We start from the raw sequence: 23856 nt of genomic DNA on the forward strand, positions 1-23856 counted from the left end.
CACATGAGGCTCTTTCATCAAAACAGGCCGTAGGTGAAAAATCGCCTGCGGCCTGTGTTTTGTTCGGGATGGGATCTGTAGAGTCAGTGAGTTCTATTGCGGTCCTATCACCCGCATGGCCGCAGACGGGGCGCGACCAAAGGGACCACCCCGACACGTGCATCGGGCCGCGCCGGTTGAGAGGGGCCGGATGCCTGTCGCGCCTCCGCCCCCAAAAATTCGCCGTTACGCCAGACCCACCGGCGCCTTCAACCCCTGATCGACCTGATCAGCCCGGTCAGCGCGTGGATCAGAGGAACTCCGCCACCGGTTCGGCTTCGGGCTGTGCAGTGGCCAGCGCCTCTTCGAGCGTGACGGTCTTGTTGAACAAGGCCCGGCCCACCAGCGCGCCTGCGATGTTCTGCACATACTTGAGCCGCGCGATATCATCCACGGTGCGCACCACGCCGCTGGCGATGACCGGCGATTTGGCCTGCGCCGCGAGGCTGGAGATCAGACCAAGCTGGGCGTCCAGATCGCTCATGTCGCTGTCGATGTCGGTGACCAGGATCCCGGCAAAGGGCACATTCTCAAAGGCATCGACAAAGGCTTCGGGCGTCCAGGCGCCGGATTTGCGCCAACCTTCGGTCATCACCTGACCCTGCCAGACGTCCAGCGCCAGCACGACCTGATCCGGGTGGTATTTAGCCAGCTCCGCAACCGCGGCGGGATCATAGGCGGCCATGGTGCCGATGACGACACGCCCGGCGCCCTTCTCGATCCAGTATTCCGCCCGCTCGCGCGAGCGGATACCGCCGCCAAGCTGGACCGGAACACCCGCGGTGCGGATGATTTCCGCCACCAGCTCGTCATTGGAGGTGTCGCCTTGCAGCGCATTGAAATCGGTCAGATGCATCCACTCGGCCCCGGCCTCGGCAAATCCCTTTGCCGTTTCGACCGGATCAACATGCCAGATCATCGGCGCGTCGAGGTTCCCCTTGTCCAGGGTCACGCAGCGGCCATCCAGCAGTTCCATTGTGGGATAAATCATCATGCTCCGTCGTCTCCGATTGTTCTCATAATGATTATGAGCATAGCATGATGCGGCGCGTTTGTGATCGCTTGTCTGCGTGAGACGAACGTCAAATTCTGCACCAGCAAACAAAAAGCGGCGCTTTTCCGCAGGAAAGCGCCGCTTCTTTAATCACGAAATCGTGAGGTCTCTCGAAAAGGCCCGATCAGGACGCTTCGGAGATGAACTTCACGGCGTCGCCGAAGGTCTGGATGGTCTCGGCTGCGTCGTCCGGGATCTCGATGCCGAACTCTTCTTCGAACGCCATGACCAGCTCAACGGTGTCGAGGCTGTCTGCGCCGAGGTCGTCGATGAAGGAGGCGCTTTCGGTCACCTTGTCTTCTTCCACACCCAGGTGCTCTACAACGATCTTTTTCACGCGATCTGCGACGTCGCTCATGTCTATTCCTCGTTTTTTTCAGGGCCACAAGAGCCCGGTTCTGCCCTTGCCCACTCGGGAGGGTTGGTTGTTGCCCAAGCGGGCGGTGGGGTCCCGTCCGGAAACGGGTCGTGCTGGCAAGGCGAGCAGCCTGCCAAGACGAAAGATGGGGGGCCTATAGCACAGACACAAGCCGACGCAAATCATTTCGGTTGCGTTAAAGCGCGGTGCCTGCGTGGCCGTTGCCCCCTGCGGTCACACTGGCCCCTGCACGCTGGGCGAACAACCCCCGAGTGTCGCCGCGATGCAGCGCCCCCTGCCGCGACGTCAGCCAAGGGTTTGAAAACATGCAAAAAGACCGCACCGTTTCCGGCGCGGCCTTTCCCCGATCAGCCGTCGTGGCGATCAGAGCATCGCCATGCCGCCGTTGACGTGCAGCGTGGTGCCGGTCACATAGGCGGCCTCGTCAGATGCCAGATAGAGCACGGCGGCGGCGATTTCTTTCGAATCCCCCATACGGCCCGCCGGGATCTGGGTCAGGATCGCGTCTTTCTGAGTGTCGTTGAGCTTGTCGGTCATCGCGGTGGCAATGAACCCGGGTGCAACCGCGTTCACAGTGATGCCGCGATTGGCGACCTCATAGGCCAGCGATTTGGACATGCCGATCATACCGGCCTTGGAGGCGGCATAGTTGCCCTGACCGGGATTACCCGTGGCGCCAACGATGGAGGAGATATTGACGATCCGGCCCCAGCGCGCCTTCATCATGCCGCGCAGCACGCCCCGGCACAGGCGCATGGTGGAGGTGAGGTTCACGTCCAGAACGCTCTGCCATTCCTCGTCCTTCATCCGCATGAAGAGGTTGTCCTTGGTGATGCCGGCGTTGTTGATCAGGATATCAACGGAGCCCATGACTTCGGCGGCTTGCTTGGGCAGCGCCTCGACGGCCTCGGCGTCGGAGAGGTTGCAGGTCACCACATGCGCCCGTTCGCCAAGCTCCTCGGCCAACGCGTGCAGCGGGTCGGGCCGGGTGCCGGACAGCGCAACAGTCGCCCCCGCTGCGTGGAGAGCGCGCGCAATGTCGCCACCGATGCCACCGGATGCGCCTGTGATCAGCGCGTTCTTACCTGTCAGATCAAACATGTCTGTCTCTTCCTTATGGATTATGCGCCGCTCACGGCCTTGACGTCGGCGTCGGTGCCGACCTGTTTTGAGGCAAGGGCGCGGTCGATCTTGCGGATCATGCCCGAAAGCGCCTTGCCCGCGCCGATTTCCCAGAATTCGGTGACGCCCTTCGCGGCCATGGCCGCGACGCTCTCGCGCCAGCGTACCGAGCCGGTGACCTGTTCCACCAGAAGCTGGCGGATGGTGTCGGGATCTGTGACCGCATCAGCGCGTACATTGGCGATCAGCGGCACCGCAGGCGCCTTGATCTCCACGCCTGCAAGTGCCTCGGCCATCACATCGGCGGCGGGCTGCATCAGGGCGCAGTGGAAGGGAGCGGAGACCGGCAGCATCACAGCGCGTTTGGCGCCTTTTTCCTTGGCGATCTCGGCGGCACGCTCCACCGCGGCCTTGTGGCCGGAGACCACCACCTGCGTGGGATCATTGTCATTGGCGGCCTGCACCACCTCGCCCTCGGCGGCGGCCTCGGCGGCGACGGCTTTCACCGTCTCAAAGTCCAGCCCCAGGAGCGCCGCCATTGCGCCAACACCGACCGGCACGGCGCTTTGCATCGCCTGCCCCCGGGTGCGCAACAGGCGTGCCGTGTCGGCAAGGCTGAGCGCGCCGGAGGCGGCCAGGGCGGAATATTCGCCCAAGGAGTGACCGGCCACAAAAGCCGCCTTGTCGATGCTGACCCCCTCGGCCTCCAGCGCGCGCATCGCGGCCATGGAGGTGGCCATCAGCGCGGGCTGGGCGTTCTGTGTCAGGGTCAGCGTCTCGATATCGCCCTCCCAGATCAGGCTGCTCAGGCTTTCGCCCAGGGCCGCGTCCACCTCGTCAAAGACGGCCTGTGCCGCCGGGTAGGCCTCGGCCAGCGCCTTGCCCATTCCGATGGTTTGGGCGCCCTGGCCCGGGAAAACGAATGCGATCGACATGGCTGTCCTCATTCATGAAACTGTCGTTCCCGGTGGTTTAGACGGGGCTGACGTTGCGTACAAGCATTCGGTGCCGCGAAATACCACGTCCGTGTGCACGCAGGGGTAATGTGCATCCGTGAAGGGCGGTGAATATTGAACCCCGCTGCGGTGTTATTACCTTTGACGCCAACAACAGACCCCAAAACAAGGACCCAAGTCCCATGTCCCGCAGCAACACCTCCAACAGCTACGGCGCGATCACCAAGAGTTTTCACTGGTTGACCGCCCTGCTGATCCTCTCGGCCTTTCCGCTGGGCTATTTCGCCAATGAGCTGGCCCATCAGATCCAGAGCCCGGAGTTCGACGGCGCGCAGGCCATGATCGCGCGCGCCACATTGCTGTTTTCGCTGCACAAGACCGTCGGGGTTGCGGTGTTCTTTACCGCGCTGCTGCGCATTCTTTGGGCGCTGACGCAGGAAAAGCCGGGCCTGCTGCACCCGGATCGCAAGCTGGAGACCTGGGCCGCGGAGACCGCGCATTGGGTGCTCTATGGTGCCATGGTGATCGTGCCGCTGTCAGGCTGGATTCACCACGCCGCCACCGACGGGTTTGCGCCGATCTGGTGGCCGTTCGGGCAGAACCTGCCGCTGGTGCCGAAATCAGAGCTGGTCTCGGAGCTTTCGGCAACCGTGCATTATTACACCATGCTGCTGCTTGGGGCGACGCTGCTGGCGCATGTTGGGGGCGCGTTGAAGCACCATGTGATCGACAAGGACAGCACCCTGCTGCGGATGGCGCCCGGCACCCGTGCGCTGCCGGAACCGCCGGCGCAGGCGCATTCCGCGCTGCCGTTTCTGACCGCACTGCTGGTCTGGATCGGGGTGATCGGCGGCAGCACCGCGCTGTTCATGCAGTCTCACCCGGTCTCGGCCACAGGGGCCACGGGGGCCGAAACCGCGCGCCAGACGGCAGAGGGCTCGGGCTGGGCGGTTGAGGACGGCAGCCTCGGGATCGAGGTCGTGCAGATGGGCAGCACCGTCAGCGGCACGTTTGCGGACTGGAACGCCAATATCAATTTCGAAGAGCCCGCCACCCCCGGCCCGGCCGGCGATGTGGAGGTCACGATCACGATCCCCTCGCTGACCCTGGGGTCGGTGACCGATCAGGCGATGGGGGCGGATTACTTCGCCGCGGACACCTATCCCACCGCAACCTTTACCGCCGAGATCGTCCAGATTGAGGGTGATCAGTACGAGGCCCAGGGCACGCTGACCATCCGCGACCAGTCGGTGCCCACCACCCTGCCCTTCACCCTCACGCTCGATGGCGACACAGCCACCATGTCCGGGCGCACGGAGGTGAACCGGCTGGATTTCAACATCGGAACCGGCACACAGGATGAGGCAACGCTGGGCTTTGGCGTGGAGATCACGGTCGATCTGACGGCAACGCGCGCAGACTGACCCGACTTGCAATCAAGGAAACACCGCCGCCCCGGATCGGGTGCGGCGGTGAAATCAATCCTGATGCGCGGGATCAGTAGCCCAGATACTGGGTGCCGAGGGTGTCGCGATAGCGTTCGGCCCATTTCTGATTGATCGCATCCAGCGTCCCGTCGGCCTTGGCCTCGCCATAGCAGCGGTTAAAATCCTCCGTCAGCGCTTCGGTGCGGAAGTTCATGCCGTAGTCAGAGGGCGCAAAGATCGCCTGAAAAGTCACGTCCTGATTTGGATCGAACATCAGGTCGGCCTGTTCGCGCAGTTGCCGGTTGTATTCGGCAAAGATCATGCCGTCGCCGATCACCGCATCCACGCGATGACCAAAGATCATCCGGCTCTGGCCGATCTGATCGGCTATTTCCTTGTAGCTCTTGAAGCTCGGCACCGCGTCCTTCAGCCCCGGGATGATCTCTGATGCGCCCATGAAGGCAATCACCGACTGGCCCGAAAGCGCCGAAAGATCCGCATAGCCCGCGCCCGCCTCCGACAGCGAGGACACGCCGTTCTGATACTGGATGTAGGCGTCGGACTGGACCCCGTCGAGCGGCATGCCGAGCGGGACGGTGGCGACCCCGTCGCCCTTGCCGTTGGCATAGGTTTTCCAGTGCCGGGTAAAGGGCTGGATCTCGAAGGTGACGCTGTGACCGCAGCGCTCCATCACGGTGGTGATGACCTCGGCCTCGCGCCCGGTGCCATCCGCGTTGAACATCGGCGGCAGGTCCCCGGCCAGGATGGTCAGGTCCTCGGCATGGGCAAAGGCCGGGATCTGGGTCACGGCAAGCGTCAGGGCAGCAAGGATGGGGCGGGCATTGAACATGGGGCAGACTCCTGGGTCGATGGCTACGGTCAAATGACTGCCCCAGAGCCTTGTCCAACGGCGGCTAACGATCACTTAACGCACGCGCCGGAACTATGCGCGATACGCAGGGCATTTGTATCAAGTTGCTGCTGTTCCCCGGCGCTCGTCCGATACAACGGCGGGCGACCTGTGCAATCAGCCCCTGTCCGCGTGATCCGCAGCGCCCGGGCACAAAGAAAACCACCGGCCCTGAGGTCAGGACCGATGGTCAAAAGCATCACAACGATGGGCGGGATTATTCCGCTTTCATCGCCTCGACGGAGATCTTCACTTCGACCTCGTCGCCGACGAAGGGCGCGAACTGGCCCAGGTCATATTCGGAGCGCACCAGCGTGGTGGTGGCGTCGAAACCGGCCCAGGGCTTTTTCGCCATCGGGTGCTCGCCCGCCTGGTTCAGCTTGGCATCCAGCACCACCGATTTGGTCACGCCGTTCAGGGTCAGGTCGCCGGTGATCTTGGCGGTGTCTTCGCCGGTCACTTCGATGCCGGTGGAGGTGAAGGTCACCATCTCGTCATCGGTGGCGCCGAAGAAATCATCGGACATGAAGTGGTTGAAGCGGGCTTCCCAGCCGGTCAGCATGGATTTCACCGGCATCGACACGGAAACCGACGAATTCGCGGGATCTTCCTGGTCGAACATGATGTCGCCCTCGAAACCGGAAAACAGGCCGTAGGTGGTGGAATAGCCAAGGTGGTTGTAGCTAAACAGGATCTGGCTGTGGCTTGCATCAAGCGTGTATTTTTCCGGCGCGGCAAAGGCGGAGGTGGCGGCGGTGGTGCCGATCAATGCAGCGGCAAGCAGGATCTTTTTCATGGGTCTGGGCTCCAGTGTCATGGTTTGATGGTCGTAATGTCGGCCATGCGGGTGGCGTCAGCTAGTCCGCAAAACCCAACATCGGGTGTTGGAAAATGAACACCCGACCCTGCGGATTTATTCGCAGTCGCCGCAGATCTATATGACATCGCCCGCAATTTCCTGTGGGAAAGCGGGCGGCTCACGCGAATGTCAGAGAATGTGGGGCGGCAAAACGGCAGCGGCGGCGGGGACCGGGCTTATCCGATCACCCGCAGATGCGGCCGCAGCTGCGTCAACAGCAGCTTGCGCGTGCCGCGCCCTTCCAGCGGCAGCTCGATCAACAGGGTGCCGTCAGCCTCCAGCAGCTGCACGCTCTTGCTGGTGAACCGCGCCGCGCCAAGACTGTCGTAGCTGCGCCGCACCAGCACCCGCGCGCGACCATCGGCGCGAACCTCTTCGATCCGCATCTCGCCGCGCTGGGCGTCGAACTGGAACTCCGGCTGCGGCGTCTGTTCGCGCAGCAGCAAGAGACACAGACCGAAGAACAGCAGGAACACCGAAATCCCGACCCGGATCAGCGCCATCTGCGGGTCCGCACCGGCCTCGGGCACCAGCCAGAGACCGGTGGAGGCCAACACCATGCAGCCGCCGAGCAGGCGCAGCACCATGGCAGATACGGACCCGCCGGGCCGGATATTGACCTGCGTCGGCGCTGTCGCCTGCACGCCGGGGACATGGTCCAGCGGGGCGACACGGCTGAAGTCGAGCACATTCTGGTCAATCGCGGTCATGGCGGTTATCCTTTCCAGCTCCGGCAGGTGTGAGACCCGCCGTTAACACTCTGTTAACCAATTTCTCGCGCCGGATTGGGGCGGCAGTGTGGCAGGCTTTGGGAATTCTCGCGCCCGCCCCCGGCCCATCCGGCCGCGCCGTTGCAACAGGCCGCTTGCGCCGGGGAACAAAGACGTCTAAGGGGAAGCCTCCTTCCGTATCTTTGGATCCGCGCAGACTCTCGTGGTGGGGCAGCGGAAGGCGATTATGCCCTGCCTATGAAATGCGCCCAGACACAAACAGGAGTTCGCATGCCACTCTATGAGCATGTCATGATTGCGCGTCAGGACCTGTCCAACTCGCAAGCTGAAGGCCTCATCGAACACTTCGGTGCTGTTCTGTCCGACAACGGCGGCAAGCTGGTCGACAACGAGTACTGGGGCGTCAAGACGATGGCCTACAAGATCAACAAGAACCGCAAGGGCCACTATGCCTTCCTGCGCTCCGATGCTCCGGCAGCGGCTGTTCAGGAAATGGAACGCCTGATGCGCCTGCATGACGACGTGATGCGCGTCCTGACCATCAAGGTCGACGAGCACGCCGAAGGCCCCTCGGTCCAGATGCAGAAACGTGACGAACGCGACAACCGTCGCGAGCGCCGCTGATCTAACGCTTGAGAAAAGGACGCTAAACCATGGCAGCCAAACCATTTTTCCGCCGCCGGAAAGTGTGCCCGTTCTCTGGTGAGAACGCGCCCAAGATCGATTACAAGGACACTCGTCTGCTGCAACGCTACATCTCTGAGCGTGGCAAGATCGTGCCCTCCCGTATCACCGCCGTTTCGGCAAAGAAGCAGCGTGAACTGGCCCGTGCTATCAAGCGCGCCCGCTTCCTCGCCCTGCTGCCCTACGCCGTGAAGTAAGGAGACCTGATCCATGCAAGTTATCCTTCTTGAACGTGTTGCGAAGCTCGGCCAGATGGGCGACGTCGTTGACGTAAAGCCCGGCTTTGCCCGCAACTACCTGCTGCCGCAGGGCAAGGCGCAGACCGCGTCTGACGCCAACATCGCAGCTTTTGAAGCCCAGAAAGCGCAGCTTGAAGCGCGCAACCTGGAGACCAAGAAAGAAGCAGAAGCCCTCGGCGAGAAACTCGACGGCCAGCAGTTCGTCGTGATTCGTCAGGCCTCCGATGGTGGCAACCTCTATGGCTCCGTCACCACCCGTGACGCGGCTGATGTTGCAACCGAAGAAGGCTTCTCGGTGGACCGCAAGCAGGTCATCATCCGTGAGCCGATCAAGACCCTGGGCCTGCACATCGCAGAAGTGCACCTGCACCCCGAGGTCATGGTGACCGTCGAGCTGAACGTTGCGCGCTCCCCCGAGGAAGCGGAGCTGCAGGCCTCCGGCAAGTCGATCCAGGAACTGGCCGCTGAAGAAGAAGCCGCAGCAGAGTTCGAAATCTCCGAACTCTTCGACGACATCGGCAGCGCCGCTTCCGACGACGACGAAGGCGATGCACCGGCTCCGGCCGCAGAGGACGAAACCAACGCCTGATCCCCGCGATCGGATGTTGTGACCTAAATAGAGGGCCGCCCGGATCATCGGGCGGCCCTTTTCTTGTCGGGGTCCATGTGCTGCGCGGGATCAGACCGGCGCGGATCTGTCTCTACTGCCGGAACAGCTGCAACAACAGGCGCGGCGCCTGATTGGCAATGGTCAGCGCCTGGATCGCCAGTTCTTGCTGGGTCTGCAAGGCCGCCAGTCGGGCAGAGGCTTCCTCCATATCGGTATCGGTCATGGCAGAGACGCCTTGCACCATCGAATCCACCAGACGGCCGACAAATTCGGACTGATCCTCCAGCCGCGCGGCAGAGGACCCAAGCGCGGCGGCGCCGTTGATCGCAGTCTGCAGGAAGCTTTCGATTTCGCTCAGCGCCGAGGCGGCAGAGGCGGTGTCGGTGATCGTGGTCAGGCTGCTGGCGAGGTCGAGGTTGGAGGTGAAATTTACCGAGTCGATGGTGATTTCCTGAGCCGTCACCGCGCCGCCCGGCCCCACCCGGTTGAGCGAGGCCAGCACCCCCAGCTGGGTGCCACCGCTGCCATCCAGATCCGCCGCCAGCAGGTTGGCGCCATTGAACTGGGCTGCGGAAATGATCGCTTCGACCTGCTCCACCTTGGAGGCGATGTCGGTCTGAATGGTGTCGTGATCCACGTTCTCCGACTGGGCAGAGACGATCAGTTCCTTGATTTCGGTGAGTTTTTCAACGATTTGCTCGGCTCCGGCAGAGGCAACCGCCACGGTGGCCTCGCCCAGTGCGAGCCCCTCCTCGATCGAGCGGAAACCGGCAATATCGGATTCCATCGTCTTGGCAATGGCCCAGACGGCGGCATTGTCCTTCGCCGATCCGATCCGCTTGCCGGTGGAAATGGAGGTCTGCACATCGGTCAGATCGCCATTGATGGTCTTCAGGGTGCGCAGGGCAATCATCGCCCCGGAATTCGTCAGGATACTGGACATGATGGGGTTCCATCGCATGGGACAGTTTTGGTCCCGCAGGTGTAGACCCCGCTTCAGGGATCGCTCCGTGCCCATTCCGACACTGCCGCCCGTTGCCGGGTGCGGCGCCATCCGCGCAGCTGCCTGCCGCGATGCGCTTCAACTATACGCTCAAAGCCTTACTGCGGAGTTAACGCCAAAGACCGCTGTTTGCAGGATCTTTACGATGATTGCCCGAGGCATCGCGACCACACGCAAAAACCGCCGGCCCCCTGGGGGACCGGCGGCTGTTTTACCGTGTCTCAGCGAGACTTATCGGAACAGCTGCAAGAGCGAACTTGGCGCTTCATTCGCGATCGTCAGCGATTGCGTGGCCAGGTCTTGCTGCGTCTGCAGAGCCGACAATCGGGCGGACGCCTCTTCCATGTTGGTGTCGGTCATGGTCGACACACCCTGGGTCATGGAGTCGACCAGGTTGCCCACGAACTCGGACTGGTCTTCCAGACGGGCCGCATCCGCACCCAGAGCCGCAGCGCCGGTGATGGCGGTTTGCAGATAGGTTTCGATCTCACCCAGAGCGGAGGCCGCGGAAGCGGAGTCGGTGATCTGGGTCATGGACGCCAGGTCGAGGCTGGATTCAAAGTCGACGGTGTCGATGGTGATTTCCACGGCAGACACGGCGCCGCCAGCGCCAACGCGGTCAAGCGACGCAAGAACGCCCATCTGCGTGGTGGTGTTGCCGTCGATATCGGAGGCCAGCAGGTTTGCACCGTTGAACTGGGCCGCAGAGATGATCGCGTTGACCTGCTCAACCTTGGAGTCGATGTCAGTCTGGATGGTGGCATGATCCACGTTCTCGGACTGAGCGGAGACGATCAGTTCCTTCATCTCGGTCAGTTTTTCAACGATCTGTTCGGCACCGGCAGAGGCAACCGCAACGGTGGCTTCGCCCACGGCGAGGCCTTCTTCGATCGCTTCGAAACCGGCGATGTCGGATTCCATGGTCTTGGAAATCGCCCAGACTGCGGAGTTATCCTTGGCAGAGCCCACCTCTTTACCGGTGGAGATGCTGGTCTGGGTTTCGTTGAGGTCGTCGTTGACGGACTTCAGGGTTTGCAGCGCAACCATTGCGCCGTTGTTGGTCAGAATGCTGGACATAGAGCACCTTATTCAATGGCAGGACAGTGATTTGTTATCTGTCCTTTATTCAGGTTTTCCCGTTACACGGGGGCGAGTGGTCCCGTCCTAAACCTGCCTTACGCCTCGCGGCGTCAGCGCCACCTGTCACCAGATGCACCGTTACACTGGCATAAATCTTCTTACCGAGAGATTAATGCCGCCCACCCTCATTCCTACAATTTTAACACAGCTGAATGATCTCCTAATCGACGAAAAAGAGATGCAATTTCATCGCGCTATTGCTGAAAATTAAACAGAGCTCCAACCCCGGCTTCAGCCCAGTCCAGGCTCGGGGTCACTGTCCCCTGAGCCCGTGCACCGCGGGCGACAGTACGCAGGATGCTGTGCCATCGCCGGGATCGGCAAAGCTCCGCCCTGCTGCCGGCGCGGGTCTTGCTGCATCTGAAATCCCGGCTAATCTGGCGCCGCAGCAACAATCGAAAGAGCCCCCCATGCATCGTCGTCACCTGCTTTGGACTTTGGCGGCCTTTTCCCTCAGCTCCGCGGCGGGCTGCGCACGCACCGAAACGGCAACGCGCGCCTACAGCCCGCCCCTCTATCCGAATGAAACCCCGGAGCTGCGGCAAAAGATCAACTACTGGGCCGATCACTATGAGGTGCCGCGCAGCCTGGTCCACCGGCTGGCAGTGCGCGAGAGCACCCATCGCCCCTGGGCCACCAACCGGCCCTATTACGGGCTGCTGCAGATCCTGCCCGCCACTGCGCGCTCCATGGGGTTCCGGGGCCAGCCGAAGGACCTGCTGGATGCCGATACCAACCTGAAATACGCGGTGCGGTATCTGCGCGGCGCCTGGCTGATCTCTGACGGCAGCCAGGACACGGCGGTCAAACACTATTCGCGCGGCTACTACTATGAGGCGAAGCGGCGTGGCATGCTGCGCGAAACGGGCCTGCGCTGAGCCGGTTCCGTCATCGCCTGTCCGCGATACGCGCTCCCGGATGTCAAATTCTTTGACCACAAGGTCAAAATCTGGCCTGCTGCAATATAGCCGTCACATGACTTGGCTACGACATTGCGCAGGCCCCCACTCCCGGGGGTTGATTTGATTTCAAGGAGTAGAACATGCCGCTTCAACTTGATCGCCGGTCCTTTCTTGCCGGCAGCGCCGGCGCCGGGCTGATTGCCCTGCATCCGTTTTCCGTTCAGGCGGCCGCCGGGCAGGTGCACCTGCGCCTGATGGAGACCACCGACCTGCACGTGCATGTGTTTCCTTATGACTATTACGGCGACAAACCCGTGGACACGGTCGGCCTCGCCCGGACCGCGGCCCTGATCAACGACATCCGCGCCGAGGCCACCAACACGCTGCTGCTGGACAATGGCGACTTCCTGCAGGGCAACCCGATGGGCGATTACATCGCCTATGAACGCGGCATGAAGGACGGCGATCAGCATCCGGTGATCACGGCGATGAACACAGTGGGCTACGATGCCTCCACCCTCGGCAATCACGAATTCAACTACGGCATATCCTTTTTGATGAAATCGCTGGCCGGGGCCGGGTTCCCGGTGGTCTGTGCCAATGTCGCCAAAAAGATGGGCGCCTCCCCGCGCGAGGATGAGACGCTGCTGCCGCCCTATGTGATGCTGGAGCGCACGCTGACCGATGGCGCTGGCAACACCCATCCGATCAAGATCGGCCTGATCGGCTTTGTGCCGCCGCAGGTGATGAACTGGGACCGCAAGCATCTGGAGGGCAACGTGCAGGCGCGTGACATCGTCGACTGCGCCCGCGCCTATGTGCCCGAGATGAAGGAGAAAGGCGCTGACATCATTATCGCGCTGTCGCACTCCGGCATCGGCTCTGCGGAGCTGAGCGAGGGGATGGAGAACGCCTCGGTTCCGCTGGCAGCGGTTGAGGGCATTGACGCCATCATGACCGGACACAGCCATCTGGTGTTCCCCTCCTCCACCTATGCGGATTTTGCGGGTGTGGATGCCGACAAGGGCACCATCCACGGCACCCCCGCCGTCATGGGCGGTTATTGGGGCAGCCATATGGGGCTGATCGACCTGATGCTGGAACGCGACGGCAACGGCTGGCGCGTTGTGGGTCATGCCTCCGAAGCGCGGCCCATTTCCAAGCGCAACGAGGACCGCAGCGTCACCGCCCTTGTCGACAGCGACCAGAGCGTGCTTGACGCGGTGCAGGCAGACCATGACGCCACACTGGCCTATGTGCGCCGCGCGGTGGGCAAGACGGACGCGCCGCTGCACAGCTATTTTGCGCTGGTTGCGGATGATCCATCGGTGCAGATCGTGTCGATCGCGCAGACCTGGTACATCGAACAGATGCTCAAGGGCACGGAATATGAGGGCCTGCCAATCCTCTCCGCCGCCGCCCCGTTCAAGGCTGGCGGCCGAGGCGGGCCGGAGTATTACACCGATGTCCCCGTGGGCGATGTGGCGATCAAGAATGTCGCCGATCTCTACCTCTATCCCAACACCGTGCGCGCGGTGAAGGTCACCGGCCAGCAGGTCAAGGACTGGCTGGAGCGCTCGGCGGGCATGTTCAATCAGATTGAGCCCGGCAAGGCGGATCAGGTGCTGCTGAACCCGGAGTTCCCCAGCTACAACTTTGATGTGATCGACGGGGTGACCTATCAGATCGACCTGAGCCAGCCGCCGATGTTCACTTCCAAGGGCGAGGTCATCAACCCGGACACCAACCGGATCGTGAACCTCGAATTCAATGGTGCCCCCATTGATCCCGCGCAGGAGTTCATCATTGCCACCAACAACTATCGCGCTGGCGGCGGTGGCAGCTTCCCCGGGGCGATGGGCGATACCGTTGTGTTCGAAGGCCCCGACACCAACCGCGATGTGATCGTGCGCTATATCGTGGAACAGGGCACCATCAGCCCCAAGGCAGACGGCAACTGGCGGTTTGCGCCCCTGCCCGGCACCTCGGTGCTGTTCGACACCGGCCCCAAGGCGGCGGACTATGCGGATGCGGTTCCCGGCGTGCCGATCACACCGGCCGGCGATGGCCCGGACGGGTTTGCCCGCTTCAAGATCGAACTCTGATCGCGGCCAGACACCGCGGCTGACAGGTCAAATGGGGCCGCCCCGGCAAATATCGGGGCGGCCCTTGTGCGTCAGGCGACCCGATTGCGGCCGTCGCGCTTGGCCCGGAGCAACATCACATCCGCCCGGCACAGCGCTGGCATCAGATCGGCCTGCCCTGCGATGGCGGCGCAGCTGAACGTGGCGGTGATCTTGCGCATCTTCAGAATGCCGGAGCCTTCGAGCTGTGCGCGACACTGTTCGGCAAGCGCGCGTGCCGATGCCAGATCCCCGCACGGCCGCAATACCAGAAACTCCTCGCCGCCCAGCCGGAACAGGAGATCACCGGGGCTCAATTCCTGCTGCACCAGCATCGTCACCGCTTTCAGCACATAGTCGCCGGTGGGATGACCGAGGTTGTCGTTGACGCTCTTGAAATCGTCGAGGTCAAACAGGATCAGGGCCGCGTCGGACAGATCCTCGATTTCGGTCACCGCCTCCAGGTGGCGCCGGTTGAAACATCCGGTCAGGGGGTCGCGGATACAGCCGCTGACCAGCTGGTTCTGCGCTTCGTCGATGCGGATTGCGGCATACCACAGGAAGGCAAGGCACAGGCTGAGCGCAAAGAAGAGCCGCATGGCAAAGGGCCAATCGCCACCAGAGAACAGCGTCATGGAAACAACCCCGCCGCAGAAGACCAGCGAGAACACCAGCGGGAACAGCCCACGCGACACCAGGAAGGCACCGATCACAGCCGGGAAAGCATAGAAACCGGTCTCCGGCCCGATCAGCCAGATCCCCAGCACGATCGCCGCCCCGATCAGGCAGAGCACAAGGTTGATCGAGACCGGCAGCCGTTGCAGGCGCAGCGCCGCAACGAGGTCGAGCACCAGGATCAGCACCACAAGCGCCAGAATGGCCGCCATCGGGTAGGTCCCGCGCGACAGGTTGACCACAACCATACCCGCACAAATAAGGGCAACGCTGGCCCCAAGAAGGATGTTCACGCGGCGCTGAATCCTGGTCGTTGGCATGGATCTGTCCCGATACGATTTATGCGTTTGAAGGCGCTGCCTTGAAATTTTTTTATATCGTCAACTTTTGATTTTTTCGCGAGGAAAGGAAAACCCCCAATCCGACAGGCGATGAGGGGAAAAAAACGATGCCTTCCCCGCAATGGCACGACCTGCAAATTGATGCCCCCACCGTTTGGGGTGGTTTCTCTAAAAAATTGAATGAACTAGATGAAATCGCACCAAATGGTTGAAGCAACTGAATATTTTCAAACATGAAAGGTTTCAGTTGCAGATATCCGGGCCAAAATCGCAGCCGCGCCGATCTGCGTGAGCAGATGATTCGCAGCCTCCGCGCCAAAGATGGCGCGCGCTAAAATCCGCGCCGACGCCCCCGTCGCACAAAGAAAAAGAGCCGCCCGGACCGGACGGCTCTTTCCAAAAACTCAAAGAAGCAGAGATTATTCTTCTTCCAGCGCCTCGACGGCTTTTTGCAGGTCTTCCTTGGAGACTTCCTTCTCGGAGACCTTCGCCTGATCGAATACCAGGTCGATGACCTTGTCTTCGAAGATCGGCGCACGCAGCTGCTGCTGCATCTGGGCGTTCTGCTGGATGAACTCAAAGAACTGGCGTTCCTGGCCCGGGTACTGGCGTGCCTGCTGCATGATCGCCTGGGTCATTTCCTGGTCGGTCACTTCGACTTCGGCTTTCTGGCCCATTTCGGCGAGCAGCAGACCCAGGCGCACGCGGCGCTCGGCCAGCTTGTTGTGCTCTTCGGTGGGCTCGATTTCCGGGTGGTCGTGGCCCTGCACGTCCGGGTTTTCCTCGTGCCACAGCTGGTGTGCGATCTGCTTGGCTTCGGCCTCAACCAGGCTCGGCGGCAGGTCGAAGGATACCAGATCGGCCAGCGCGTCGAGGGCGGCGCGCTTCATCACCTGACGGGCAGCACCGGCATATTCCGCTTCCAGACGCTCGGAGATCTGACCTTTCAGCTGGTCCAGATCCTCGGCACCGAATTTCTTGGCCAGCTCGTCGTTGATCTCGGCCGCTTTCGGGGCTTTGACCTCTTTGATGGTGCAGGAGAAGATGGCTTCCTTGCCCGCGAGGTGCTCTGCGCCATACTCTTCTGGGAAGGTCACGGTGACGTCTTTTTCCTCACCAGACTTCACGCCGACCAGCTGCTCTTCGAAGCCGGGGATGAAGGAGTTGGAGCCCAGCGTCAGCGGGTAATCCTCGGCGGAACCGCCTTCGAACGCTTCGCCGTCAACCTTGCCGACAAAGTCGATCACGACCTGATCGCCATCCTCGGATGCGGCACCCTCTTCGCGGGCCACGAATTCCTGTGCGGAGGATGCCAGGTTTTCCAGCGCCTCGGTCACGGCTTCGTCTTCGGCTTTGACAACCAGCTTTTCCAGCTCGACGTCGGACACGTCGACCTCGGGGATCTCGGGCAGCGCCTCATAGGACATTTCGACGTTGACGTCGTCGCCCTCTTTCCAGTCTTCGTTGGTCATCTTGACGTCGGGCTGCAGCGCCGGACGATCGCCGGAGTCTTCGAAGTGCTTGTTCATCGCACCATCGACAGCTTCCTGCATGACTTCGCCCATCAGGCGCGGACCGAACTGCTTTTTCAGAAGCGGCATCGGAACCTTGCCCTTGCGGAAGCCCTTCATCTCGATCTCGGGCTGCGCTTCGGCCAGTTTCGCGTTGACCTTCTCTTCCAGCTCGGTTGCCGGAATGGTGATCGCGTAGCCGCGCTTCAGACCTTCGTTCAGAGTTTCAGTGACCTGCATCATATTCCCCATAGAGATTCGGGGCGCGCGCGCAGGCTCCGCCCCCAGACAATTTGTGGCCTTCTATTGGCCCGCGCGGCGCGGTGCAAGAGGCATCCGCCCCGATCCGCCCATGAAGCGCCCCAAACCGGCGCTTTCCCCCCGTTTTTACGCCGTGAGGGCCGCAGACCACATGCAAACGCCCCCCGGGAGGAGCCGGGGGGCGCAGCGTGATGCGAACAACCGAACCAGTCACGGGTCACGAGGTAAAAACCCTCACCCGGCCCGGCGATCCGTATTCAGAGCACCGCTCTTGACATGTTCTGCTCAGAACTTCCAGCGGGCACCGGCCAGAACGGCAGACCCGTCCTGATAGGTGGTCGCCGAGGTGTCATCGTAGGAATACTCGCGGTAGGCGACATAGGCTTCGATGTTCTGGCGGTCGAATTTCTGCACCGCCGCGATCCCGAAGGATTCCGCGCTGTCGTTGACAGAGACCAGATCGGAGCCGTCATAATAGTCCACCGAGAAGGAGGTGGCGCCGACGGAGACCAGATTCGCGGTGTAGCCCAGCTTGACATAGCCATAGTTGCCGCCGGTGTCGCGGTCGCCGGTGGCCGCACTCAGCGACAGGCCGGTCGGCTCGTGCAGAACCGCAGCAGAGGCGATGGTGTCCCGCGTGTCGGAACCGCCCTTGTCGGTCCAGCTCACGGCCAGGGCACCGGCCACGGTGAAATCACCAAGATCCTCGTTTTCGTAGTTCAGGGCGATGTCATACTGCTCGGTGTCCGCATCCTCGGTCAGGATGTCCTCACCATAGGACGCAGAGACGGTGAAGCCGGCGAATTCGGGCGAGTCATAGCGCACCCGGCCGCGGCGGGAGCCGTCGAAGGTGGCAAAGACATCGCCGATCTCGATCCCGGTCAGCGCGCCGGTGCTGCTGCGCAGGAAGTAGCCACCGGCGGCATCCGCCACGGAGGTATTCGCCGCCACACCGGTGCCGGAAAGGTCGATCCCGGTGGCACCATCCGCCGCCATCGAACCCTGACCGATGGAGAAGGTACCGTAGCGCGGGGTGTGCCATTGCAGGTCGACGTGGCGCAGGTCGCTGCGGGTCCAGTCGGTGATGTCGCCCTGACCATTCTGGTCCACCCCATCTGTCGAGCGCAGCGACAGCGAGGTTTCAAAGCGGAATTTCAGGGTGTTCTCGCCAAAGGGCTGCTCCAGCCAAAAGCCGACGCGGGACCCGGAGTTGCCGTTGTCGAGGAAGCGGTTGTAGTCTTCCTGGCCATCGTCATAGCCCTGATAGGTCAGGTTGAGCTGACCGTACCAGCGGAAGGTGCCACCATTGTCCGAGGTGTAGGTGGGGCCCGCAACGGCAGGAGCGGCGAGGAGGGCTGTCAGCGCGAGCGCGCTGGAGCCCGCCGCAAGGGTTTTGGTGCTCATGATCTGAGTCTCCTAAAGTCGATTTGCAGTCGGCCATCCTCCATCCCCGGATCCGACTGGACCCTGAGCTATCATGTAAGAATTTCGGGAACAGGACTTGAAAGTCGACCCAGCTGAACGGGTTAGTTCACATCGTGGAGAGCGCTGTAATTATGGCACTTTTCCGCCTAGCACATCGTGCCACTGGGGTTTGGCTCGATCAATTTCAACCACCCAAGTTTGCATTATTGAATAGGCAGCCATTCGCTGCGTGCAACCCTCCGGCATCGTCACGGCCTCAAAGCGACGCGCCACTCGAATCAAATCCGCACAAAAATCCCCGGCTGCCCCCCTGCCCCGGTAACCGCTGGTTAGGGATCTGGGGGGAGACTTTCGCCAAACCGATTTTTGCGACAATCCACCTCCGGAGTAGACGACATGAAGACAACCCTGAGCGCCCTCGGCCTAGCCCTCGCCACCATGACCGCGCCGCTGATGGCGGAGCCGCTGCGCATTGCCACCGGCGAATACGCCCCGATGACCGGCGAAGCACTGCCCAATGGCGGTGTGGTCAACGGTCTTGTCTCGCGTCTGGCAGCCGATGCCGGGGTCGAGATCAGCTTTGAATACATGCCGTGGAACCGCGGGCTTGAACTCACCCGTCAGGGTCAGATGCACGGTGCCAGCTACTGGAACGATCTGACCGATCAGAGCGGCCTGATCGAAGTGGGCCCGGTGTCCAACGGCCGCATCGTCTTTTTCCACCGCGCCGATGCGCCGCTGCCGGAGTGGTCCGAGCTGGGCGATCTGGCCGGAACCACCTTTGGCGCCACGCTGGGCTACCCCTACACAGAGGCGTTCTGGGCGCATGGCGAGGATGGCACCTACGAGATCCAGACCGCGTCAAACGACCTGTCCAACTTCAAGAAGCTGCAAAAGGGGCGCATCGACGCTTTCATCATCAATGAGCTGGTGGGCTGGGACCTCCTGAACCAGAACTTCAGCCCCGAGGAAGTGGCTCAGTTCGCAGCATCGGAAACACCCGTCGCCGAGGCGCTTGGCTATCTTCAGATCTCGACCGAAGCCGAAGGCGGCGCCGACATCGCGGCACGCTTGCAAGCCGCCTATGACGCGCTGGCCGAATCCGGCGAACTCGACGCGGTGAAAACCGAACTGAATGCGGCCGCTGGCATCCCGTCCAGCTGACGGGCCATCGGCCCCTCCTCCCGGCGCCGCCTCTGACCTCGTGCGGCGCTGTCCCCCATCCTGTGAACGAAAGACCTCTCTCATGAAACATATCCTTGCGACCCTGACCGGCGCGCTGGTGGCGCTGTCCACGGCGGCCCATGCCGAAACCATCACGATCTCCACCGGTGAATACGCGCCCTTCACCGGGGAATCGCTGCCCAACAACGGCGTGGTCAACGGGCTGGTGACCCGCGTGGCCGAGCACGCCGGCCTCGATGTCGAATTCGAATACATGCCCTGGAAACGCGCGCTGGAGATGGCCCGCAATGGCCAGGTGCAGGCGTCGAGCTATTGGGGAGAGCGTCCCGACCAGACCGGTCTGGCGATGGTCGGCCCCTTCACGCTGGACCGCAACGTGCTCTACTATCGCACCGACAATCCGGTGCCGGAATTCGAGGATGTCACCGAACTGGAGGACGTGGTGATCGGTGTCACCCACGGCTATTCCTACACGCCGGTGTTCTGGGCCAATGTGGAAAACGGGTCGATCGAGACCCAGACCGCCAAGGATGATGCCTCCAACTTCCGCAAGCTGCTGGGCGGGCGCATCGATGCCTTTATCGTCGATGAATATGTCGGACAGTATCTGCTGGAGCAGGAATTCTCTGCCGAAGAGCGGGCGCAACTGGGCTCCACCGAAAGCGCCATCATGGGCGTTGGCGGTTTCCTCCAGATCTCGCTCGAAGCGGAGGGCGGTGCCGCGCTCGCCAAACGGTTGCAGGCGGCCTATGACGAGATGCAGGCCTCCGGCGCTCTGGACGAGAGCCGCGCCGAGCTGAGTTCCGCAGCCGGTCTCGGCAGCTGACGCCCCGTTGCCCGTCAGCGCTGCACGCTGGCGCTGACGGGCTGTCGGACAGGCGATGGCCTCATCGCAGCGAGTTTGCCCTCCGGGCCGCGCGGGTCCGGCCGGTGGGCGTCCCTATTCGGTGACGACATGAGGATCGGAAGCACAAACGGGGCGTTCTGCGCCCCGTTTCTTTTTCGTGCCAAAGGGCCGGGTTTGATCCGCGAAGATCACACGGGCTTTGATTTCTCTGCAATATGCCCCGCGCCAATGCGGGCGCGCCGGGATCAGGTGCCCGTTTGCGACGGGGCGCTATTCTTGGCGCATCATCGCCGCATGCTGCATCCAGCGGATTGACGCCTCCACCGCCGTGCGCAGCATGTCCAGCGACAGGCCGCGTTTGGTCAGATAGCGGGTCGCGCCTGCCTTCATCGCGGCGGCGGCCAGCTCCTCGCTGCCGCGTCCCGAGAGCACAATCACGGGTACAAACGGGTCGCGCGCCTTCAGGGCCGCCAGCACCGAAAGGCCATTGTTATCCGCCAGGTGATAGTCCAGCAGCACACAATCCGCGCGCCATTTGGCAAACCGCGCCACGCCGTCGCTGCCGGTGGCTTCGGTGGTGGTCACGGTACCCGGGATCTGCTCGCAGAGCTGACACAGGATCTGGGTGTCCTCCGGGCTGTCGTCGATAACAAGGATCTTGGTCATACTGCGTCCGCCAATGTCGCCGTCGCCGCAGCACCAGCGTCCTGCTCCCGCGCGTTGGGCAAGGAGAAGTAGAAGGTGGTGCCGCTGCCGACTGTGCTGTCCAGTGTAATAAGCTGGCCATAGCTTTCCACGATTTCCTTGGCAAAGGAAAGCCCCAGACCACTTCCGGTTGCACCGGGGAGGGTCTGGTCATGGGGCGACTGGCCCCGCGCCCCGGGTTCGAACAAGCGCATCCGATCCTCGGGCGCGATGCCGATGCCATTGTCGCGGACATAGAACACATGCACCAACCCGCTGTGGTCCTGGCTGTCCGGCGTCAGATAGCCCAGCCGCACCTCGGGTGTGGCGGCGCGGTTGTAGATCAGCCCGTTCGCCATCAGGTTCTGGAACACCACCTTGGCCTTGGCGCGGCTGGCGTTCACCTGTGGCAAGGGGGTTTCCACCACGATGCGCCCGCCCGTCGCCTGCGCCAGTTCCGACAGCTCGCCGCGGATTTCTTCCACCAGCGCCTCGACGTCGATGTCGACCCGGGCGCTGCCCCGGCCGCGATGCTGCGAGGAGCTCAGGAGCGCCGAAATCGTCGCCTCCATCTGGGCGCAGAGGTCCTCGATGCGGCGGATTTCCGCGGCGGGCGGCGTCTCGCTCTGCTCTTGCAGCTGGCGGATCTGCCAGTGGATGGCCCGCAGCGGTTCCTTGAGGTCGTGGGAGGCAATATCGGCAAAGCTGTCCAGTTCGCGGTTGGAGCGTTCCAGCTCCTCCACCAGCCCTTCGAGCTGGCGCGAATGTTGCAGCAGGCGGGCCTGGCGTTCCTGGGTCCGGCTGCGCTGCACCTGCTGCCAGATCGCCACCCCCAACAGCGCCACCAGCAGCGCACCGATGCCGCCCATCAGCAGCCGCAGCCGCAGCGGCGTCCAGAACACCGGGGTGCCGAACCACTTGGCCTGCCGGTCGGCATAGGTGTCGGAGATCAGATAGCCGGGGATCACCGCATTCAGCCGTTCCCGCACCTCGCCAAGCCCGAGGCGCAGGGCGGGCCCCGACTCGCTGACATAGAAGGGCTGCGCGCTGGCGCGGAACAGGTCGCGGTTGCCGCGCTGCGTGACATGGCTCCAGAAAGCGTTGGTCGGCGACAGGGTGGCCTCTGCCCGGCCATCGAGCAGCGCGGTCATGGTGCCGTCCTTGCCATCGACATAGATCAGATCCAGTCCGCCGTGGCTCTCGGCCAGAAGCGCGGTGTTCTTGCCGGTCTCCACCGCCACCCGCAGTCCGCGCAGGTCATCCAGCGACTGCGGCCGCTGTGGCGCATCGGCAAGGGTGAAGATCGAGAACGGCACCCGGTGGGTGGGAAAGGTGAAATCCATCCGCGTCTCGCGCGCTGCGTTCCAGGCCATCATCGGCACGATATCAGCAACGCCGTCGCGGGGGCCCTGACCAAACTCCTCGTCAGTGATGGGCTGATACCGAAACCGCAGGCCGGCCAGATCCATCAGATCTTCGAGCACCTCCACCCCGAACCCGGTGGCGGTGCCATCCGCCGCCATGTCGACAAAGGGCGGCACGTGATGCACCCCCACGGTCAGCACGTCGGGCACCGGCGCCGGGTTGGAGATCAGATATTTGGCGCGCAGCTGCTCCAGAGTGCCGTCGGCTTCGAATTTTTCGAGCGCGGCATTGACGGGGTCGAGCAGCTCGGCGCGGCTTTCGTGCAGCACGATGACGCGTTGGATCGTCTTCAGGGGATCACCGACAAAGGCGATCCGCCCGTCCAGCCGGGTGGCGCGGGTCATCGCAAACAGCACGTTGACCGGATAGGAAACCGCGTCGACATCGCCGCTGAGGAGCGAGATCAGCGCCTCCTCCGGCCCTGGCTGCTCCACCAGGGTGGCGGCGGGAAACAGGGCGGGATCTGCCGCGATGGTCGGTGGCACCGCCCCGATGCGCAGCCCGGCGAGGTTGTCGGGGTCAAAGCTGTCGGCCCGTTCAACCGGGATCGCCAGCCTGACCTGCACCTCGGATATCGGGCGTGAGGCCACATTGGTGGGCTGGAACACCGGCCCCATCCCCACCGCCACCAGCATGTCGGTCTCGCCACTGGCCTGCGCGGCGGCAATCTCGGGGATCGGTCCGTAGTATTTCAGTTCCAGTTCAAACCCGACCTCATCGGCGACCAGCCGGGCCAGTTCGACCGCGAACCCGGTCGGCGTGCCATCCTCGCCGCGCATCAGCAGCGGCGGCACATTGCCCCAGGGCATCACCACCTTGTCGTAGCGCGGCGCGTCCTCCGCCGCGACGGCTGCGCCGATGCTCAGCGCGAGCGCGGTGACAAGCCCCCGGACACTGCGCCGCCAATGCAGCAGAGGCAGGGCACGCGCCGGTCCCATGTTACAACAAGGACCCCAGTTGCGCCTTGCCAACCGGTTTTTCATAAAACCCGTCGATCACCGGATGGTCCTCGCTGCGCTGCCGGTCGGCCGGGTTGATCGAGGAAGAACAGACAAACAGCCGCGCATGGCCCCGCAGTTCGGGATAGAGCGCCTGATAGTGATCGGCGAATTCAAACCCGTTCAGCCGTGGCATGTTGATGTCGACAAACACCAGATCCACCTGCCCCCGCCCGGGTGTCTTGAGATAGGTCAGCGCATCCTCAGCATAGGTGAATTCCACCACTTCGGCCTCCGGCGCGACCTTGCGCAGGCTGCGTTTGAAGAAATACCGATCCGCATCGCAGTCATCGACCAGAAGGACCTTGGGGCGCGCTGTCATGGTG

Annotated in this window: 23 protein-coding genes; 8 read left to right on the forward strand and 15 right to left on the reverse strand. The window is 62.6% G+C overall.

Translation table 11 applies throughout. The features are described from left to right. Positions 1 to 289: 289 nt before the first annotated feature. The 4 genes from ACXAF5_RS11055 to fabD form a co-directional block, all read right to left on the reverse strand. Positions 290 to 1033: a 1-(5-phosphoribosyl)-5-[(5-phosphoribosylamino)methylideneamino]imidazole-4-carboxamide isomerase gene (locus ACXAF5_RS11055; RefSeq protein ID WP_474946615.1), complete on the reverse strand. Its 744-nt coding sequence runs from the start codon at positions 1031 to 1033 to the stop codon at positions 290 to 292. A 184-nt stretch (positions 1034 to 1217) separates the two neighbouring features. Further along, entirely contained in the window at positions 1218 to 1451 is a 234-nt protein-coding gene (locus ACXAF5_RS11060) for an acyl carrier protein (protein ID WP_005645147.1), read from the reverse strand. 384 nt (positions 1452 to 1835) lie between these two features. Continuing rightward, complete coding sequence (fabG, locus tag ACXAF5_RS11065) at positions 1836 to 2573, reverse strand: 3-oxoacyl-[acyl-carrier-protein] reductase (protein WP_239319749.1); 738 nt, start codon at positions 2571 to 2573, stop codon at positions 1836 to 1838. 20 nt (positions 2574 to 2593) lie between these two features. After that, positions 2594 to 3529: an ACP S-malonyltransferase gene (fabD, locus tag ACXAF5_RS11070; RefSeq protein WP_474946616.1), complete on the reverse strand. Its 936-nt coding sequence runs from the start codon at positions 3527 to 3529 to the stop codon at positions 2594 to 2596. Between the two features lie 203 nt (positions 3530 to 3732). Between fabD and ACXAF5_RS11075 the strand changes: the two genes are divergently transcribed. After that, positions 3733 to 4974 carry a cytochrome b/b6 domain-containing protein gene (locus ACXAF5_RS11075; RefSeq protein ID WP_474946617.1) on the forward strand — a complete coding sequence of 414 codons (1242 nt, stop codon included), beginning with the start codon at positions 3733 to 3735 and terminating at the stop codon, positions 4972 to 4974. Positions 4975 to 5047: 73 nt separating this feature from the next. On the opposite strand, the gene ACXAF5_RS11080 is transcribed toward ACXAF5_RS11075, so the two are convergent. The 3 genes from ACXAF5_RS11080 to ACXAF5_RS11090 all read right to left on the reverse strand — a co-directional run bounded on the left by ACXAF5_RS11080 (position 5048) and on the right by ACXAF5_RS11090 (position 7456). Further along, on the reverse strand, positions 5048 to 5827 hold the full coding sequence (locus tag ACXAF5_RS11080) for a type 2 periplasmic-binding domain-containing protein (protein WP_239319743.1): 780 nt from the start codon (positions 5825 to 5827) through the stop codon (positions 5048 to 5050). A gap of 277 nt (positions 5828 to 6104) precedes the next feature. Further along, positions 6105 to 6683: a YceI family protein gene (locus ACXAF5_RS11085; RefSeq protein WP_474946618.1), complete on the reverse strand. Its 579-nt coding sequence runs from the start codon at positions 6681 to 6683 to the stop codon at positions 6105 to 6107. 239 nt (positions 6684 to 6922) lie between these two features. After that, positions 6923 to 7456, reverse strand: coding sequence for a hypothetical protein (locus tag ACXAF5_RS11090; protein ID WP_239359672.1), 534 nt, complete (start codon positions 7454 to 7456; stop codon positions 6923 to 6925). A 291-nt stretch (positions 7457 to 7747) separates the two neighbouring features. Between ACXAF5_RS11090 and rpsF the strand changes: the two genes are divergently transcribed. From rpsF to rplI, 3 genes are read left to right on the forward strand one after another with little or no spacing between them, the layout of a single operon-like run. Continuing rightward, complete coding sequence (gene rpsF, locus ACXAF5_RS11095; protein ID WP_239319737.1) at positions 7748 to 8101, forward strand: 30S ribosomal protein S6; 354 nt, start codon at positions 7748 to 7750, stop codon at positions 8099 to 8101. 29 nt (positions 8102 to 8130) lie between these two features. Next, the gene (gene rpsR / locus ACXAF5_RS11100) at positions 8131 to 8358 is read left to right on the forward strand and encodes a 30S ribosomal protein S18 (RefSeq protein WP_005608650.1); all 228 of its coding nucleotides are present in this window, start codon (positions 8131 to 8133) and stop codon (positions 8356 to 8358) included. A 13-nt stretch (positions 8359 to 8371) separates the two neighbouring features. Beyond that, entirely contained in the window at positions 8372 to 8989 is a 618-nt protein-coding gene (gene rplI / locus ACXAF5_RS11105) for a 50S ribosomal protein L9 (protein WP_239319735.1), read from the forward strand. Between the two features lie 112 nt (positions 8990 to 9101). Here rplI and ACXAF5_RS11110 read toward each other — a convergent pair whose 3' ends face one another. Both ACXAF5_RS11110 and ACXAF5_RS11115 read right to left on the reverse strand, forming a co-directional pair. Next, positions 9102 to 9953 (reverse strand): flagellin N-terminal helical domain-containing protein, encoded by an 852-nt coding sequence (locus tag ACXAF5_RS11110; protein WP_239359675.1) that lies wholly within the window; start codon positions 9951 to 9953, stop codon positions 9102 to 9104. Positions 9954 to 10244: 291 nt separating this feature from the next. After that, a complete protein-coding gene (locus ACXAF5_RS11115) occupies positions 10245 to 11090 on the reverse strand; it encodes a flagellin N-terminal helical domain-containing protein (protein WP_474946619.1) in 846 nt (281 codons plus the stop codon). A 473-nt stretch (positions 11091 to 11563) separates the two neighbouring features. On the opposite strand from ACXAF5_RS11115, the gene ACXAF5_RS11120 reads away from it, so the two are divergent. Together ACXAF5_RS11120 and ACXAF5_RS11125 are read left to right on the forward strand one after the other, a co-directional pair. After that, the gene (locus tag ACXAF5_RS11120; protein WP_239319730.1) at positions 11564 to 12031 is read left to right on the forward strand and encodes a lytic transglycosylase domain-containing protein; all 468 of its coding nucleotides are present in this window, start codon (positions 11564 to 11566) and stop codon (positions 12029 to 12031) included. A 164-nt stretch (positions 12032 to 12195) separates the two neighbouring features. Further along, the gene (locus ACXAF5_RS11125) at positions 12196 to 14160 is read left to right on the forward strand and encodes a bifunctional 2',3'-cyclic-nucleotide 2'-phosphodiesterase/3'-nucleotidase (protein WP_474946620.1); all 1965 of its coding nucleotides are present in this window, start codon (positions 12196 to 12198) and stop codon (positions 14158 to 14160) included. Between the two features lie 71 nt (positions 14161 to 14231). On the opposite strand, the gene ACXAF5_RS11130 is transcribed toward ACXAF5_RS11125, so the two are convergent. The 3 genes from ACXAF5_RS11130 to ACXAF5_RS11140 form a co-directional block, all read right to left on the reverse strand. Beyond that, positions 14232 to 15173: a GGDEF domain-containing protein gene (locus tag ACXAF5_RS11130; protein ID WP_474946621.1), complete on the reverse strand. Its 942-nt coding sequence runs from the start codon at positions 15171 to 15173 to the stop codon at positions 14232 to 14234. A gap of 440 nt (positions 15174 to 15613) precedes the next feature. Beyond that, on the reverse strand, positions 15614 to 16945 hold the full coding sequence (tig, locus tag ACXAF5_RS11135) for a trigger factor (RefSeq protein WP_474946622.1): 1332 nt from the start codon (positions 16943 to 16945) through the stop codon (positions 15614 to 15616). A gap of 306 nt (positions 16946 to 17251) precedes the next feature. Then, positions 17252 to 18370: a porin gene (locus tag ACXAF5_RS11140; RefSeq protein WP_239319725.1), complete on the reverse strand. Its 1119-nt coding sequence runs from the start codon at positions 18368 to 18370 to the stop codon at positions 17252 to 17254. A gap of 417 nt (positions 18371 to 18787) precedes the next feature. On the opposite strand from ACXAF5_RS11140, the gene ACXAF5_RS11145 reads away from it, so the two are divergent. Continuing rightward, positions 18788 to 19555, forward strand: a complete 768-nt coding sequence (locus ACXAF5_RS11145) for a substrate-binding periplasmic protein (RefSeq protein ID WP_474946623.1) — start codon at positions 18788 to 18790, stop codon at positions 19553 to 19555. An 82-nt stretch (positions 19556 to 19637) separates the two neighbouring features. After that, positions 19638 to 20402: a substrate-binding periplasmic protein gene (locus tag ACXAF5_RS11150; RefSeq protein WP_474946624.1), complete on the forward strand. Its 765-nt coding sequence runs from the start codon at positions 19638 to 19640 to the stop codon at positions 20400 to 20402. Between the two features lie 291 nt (positions 20403 to 20693). Here ACXAF5_RS11150 and ACXAF5_RS11155 read toward each other — a convergent pair whose 3' ends face one another. Genes ACXAF5_RS11155 through ACXAF5_RS11165 form a run of 3 tightly spaced genes read right to left on the reverse strand, consistent with a single transcriptional unit; the run spans position 20694 to position 23852 of the window. Next, entirely contained in the window at positions 20694 to 21089 is a 396-nt protein-coding gene (locus tag ACXAF5_RS11155; RefSeq protein ID WP_474946625.1) for a response regulator, read from the reverse strand. After that, positions 21086 to 23470: a transporter substrate-binding domain-containing protein gene (locus ACXAF5_RS11160; protein WP_474946626.1), complete on the reverse strand. Its 2385-nt coding sequence runs from the start codon at positions 23468 to 23470 to the stop codon at positions 21086 to 21088. Before ACXAF5_RS11160 ends, ACXAF5_RS11155 begins: the two co-directional genes overlap by 4 nt. Before the next feature lies 1 nt (position 23471). Beyond that, positions 23472 to 23852: a response regulator gene (locus ACXAF5_RS11165; RefSeq protein WP_474946627.1), complete on the reverse strand. Its 381-nt coding sequence runs from the start codon at positions 23850 to 23852 to the stop codon at positions 23472 to 23474. Positions 23853 to 23856 lie beyond the last annotated feature (4 nt).

This window comes from Epibacterium sp. ABV4_022 (genome assembly GCF_056159345.1).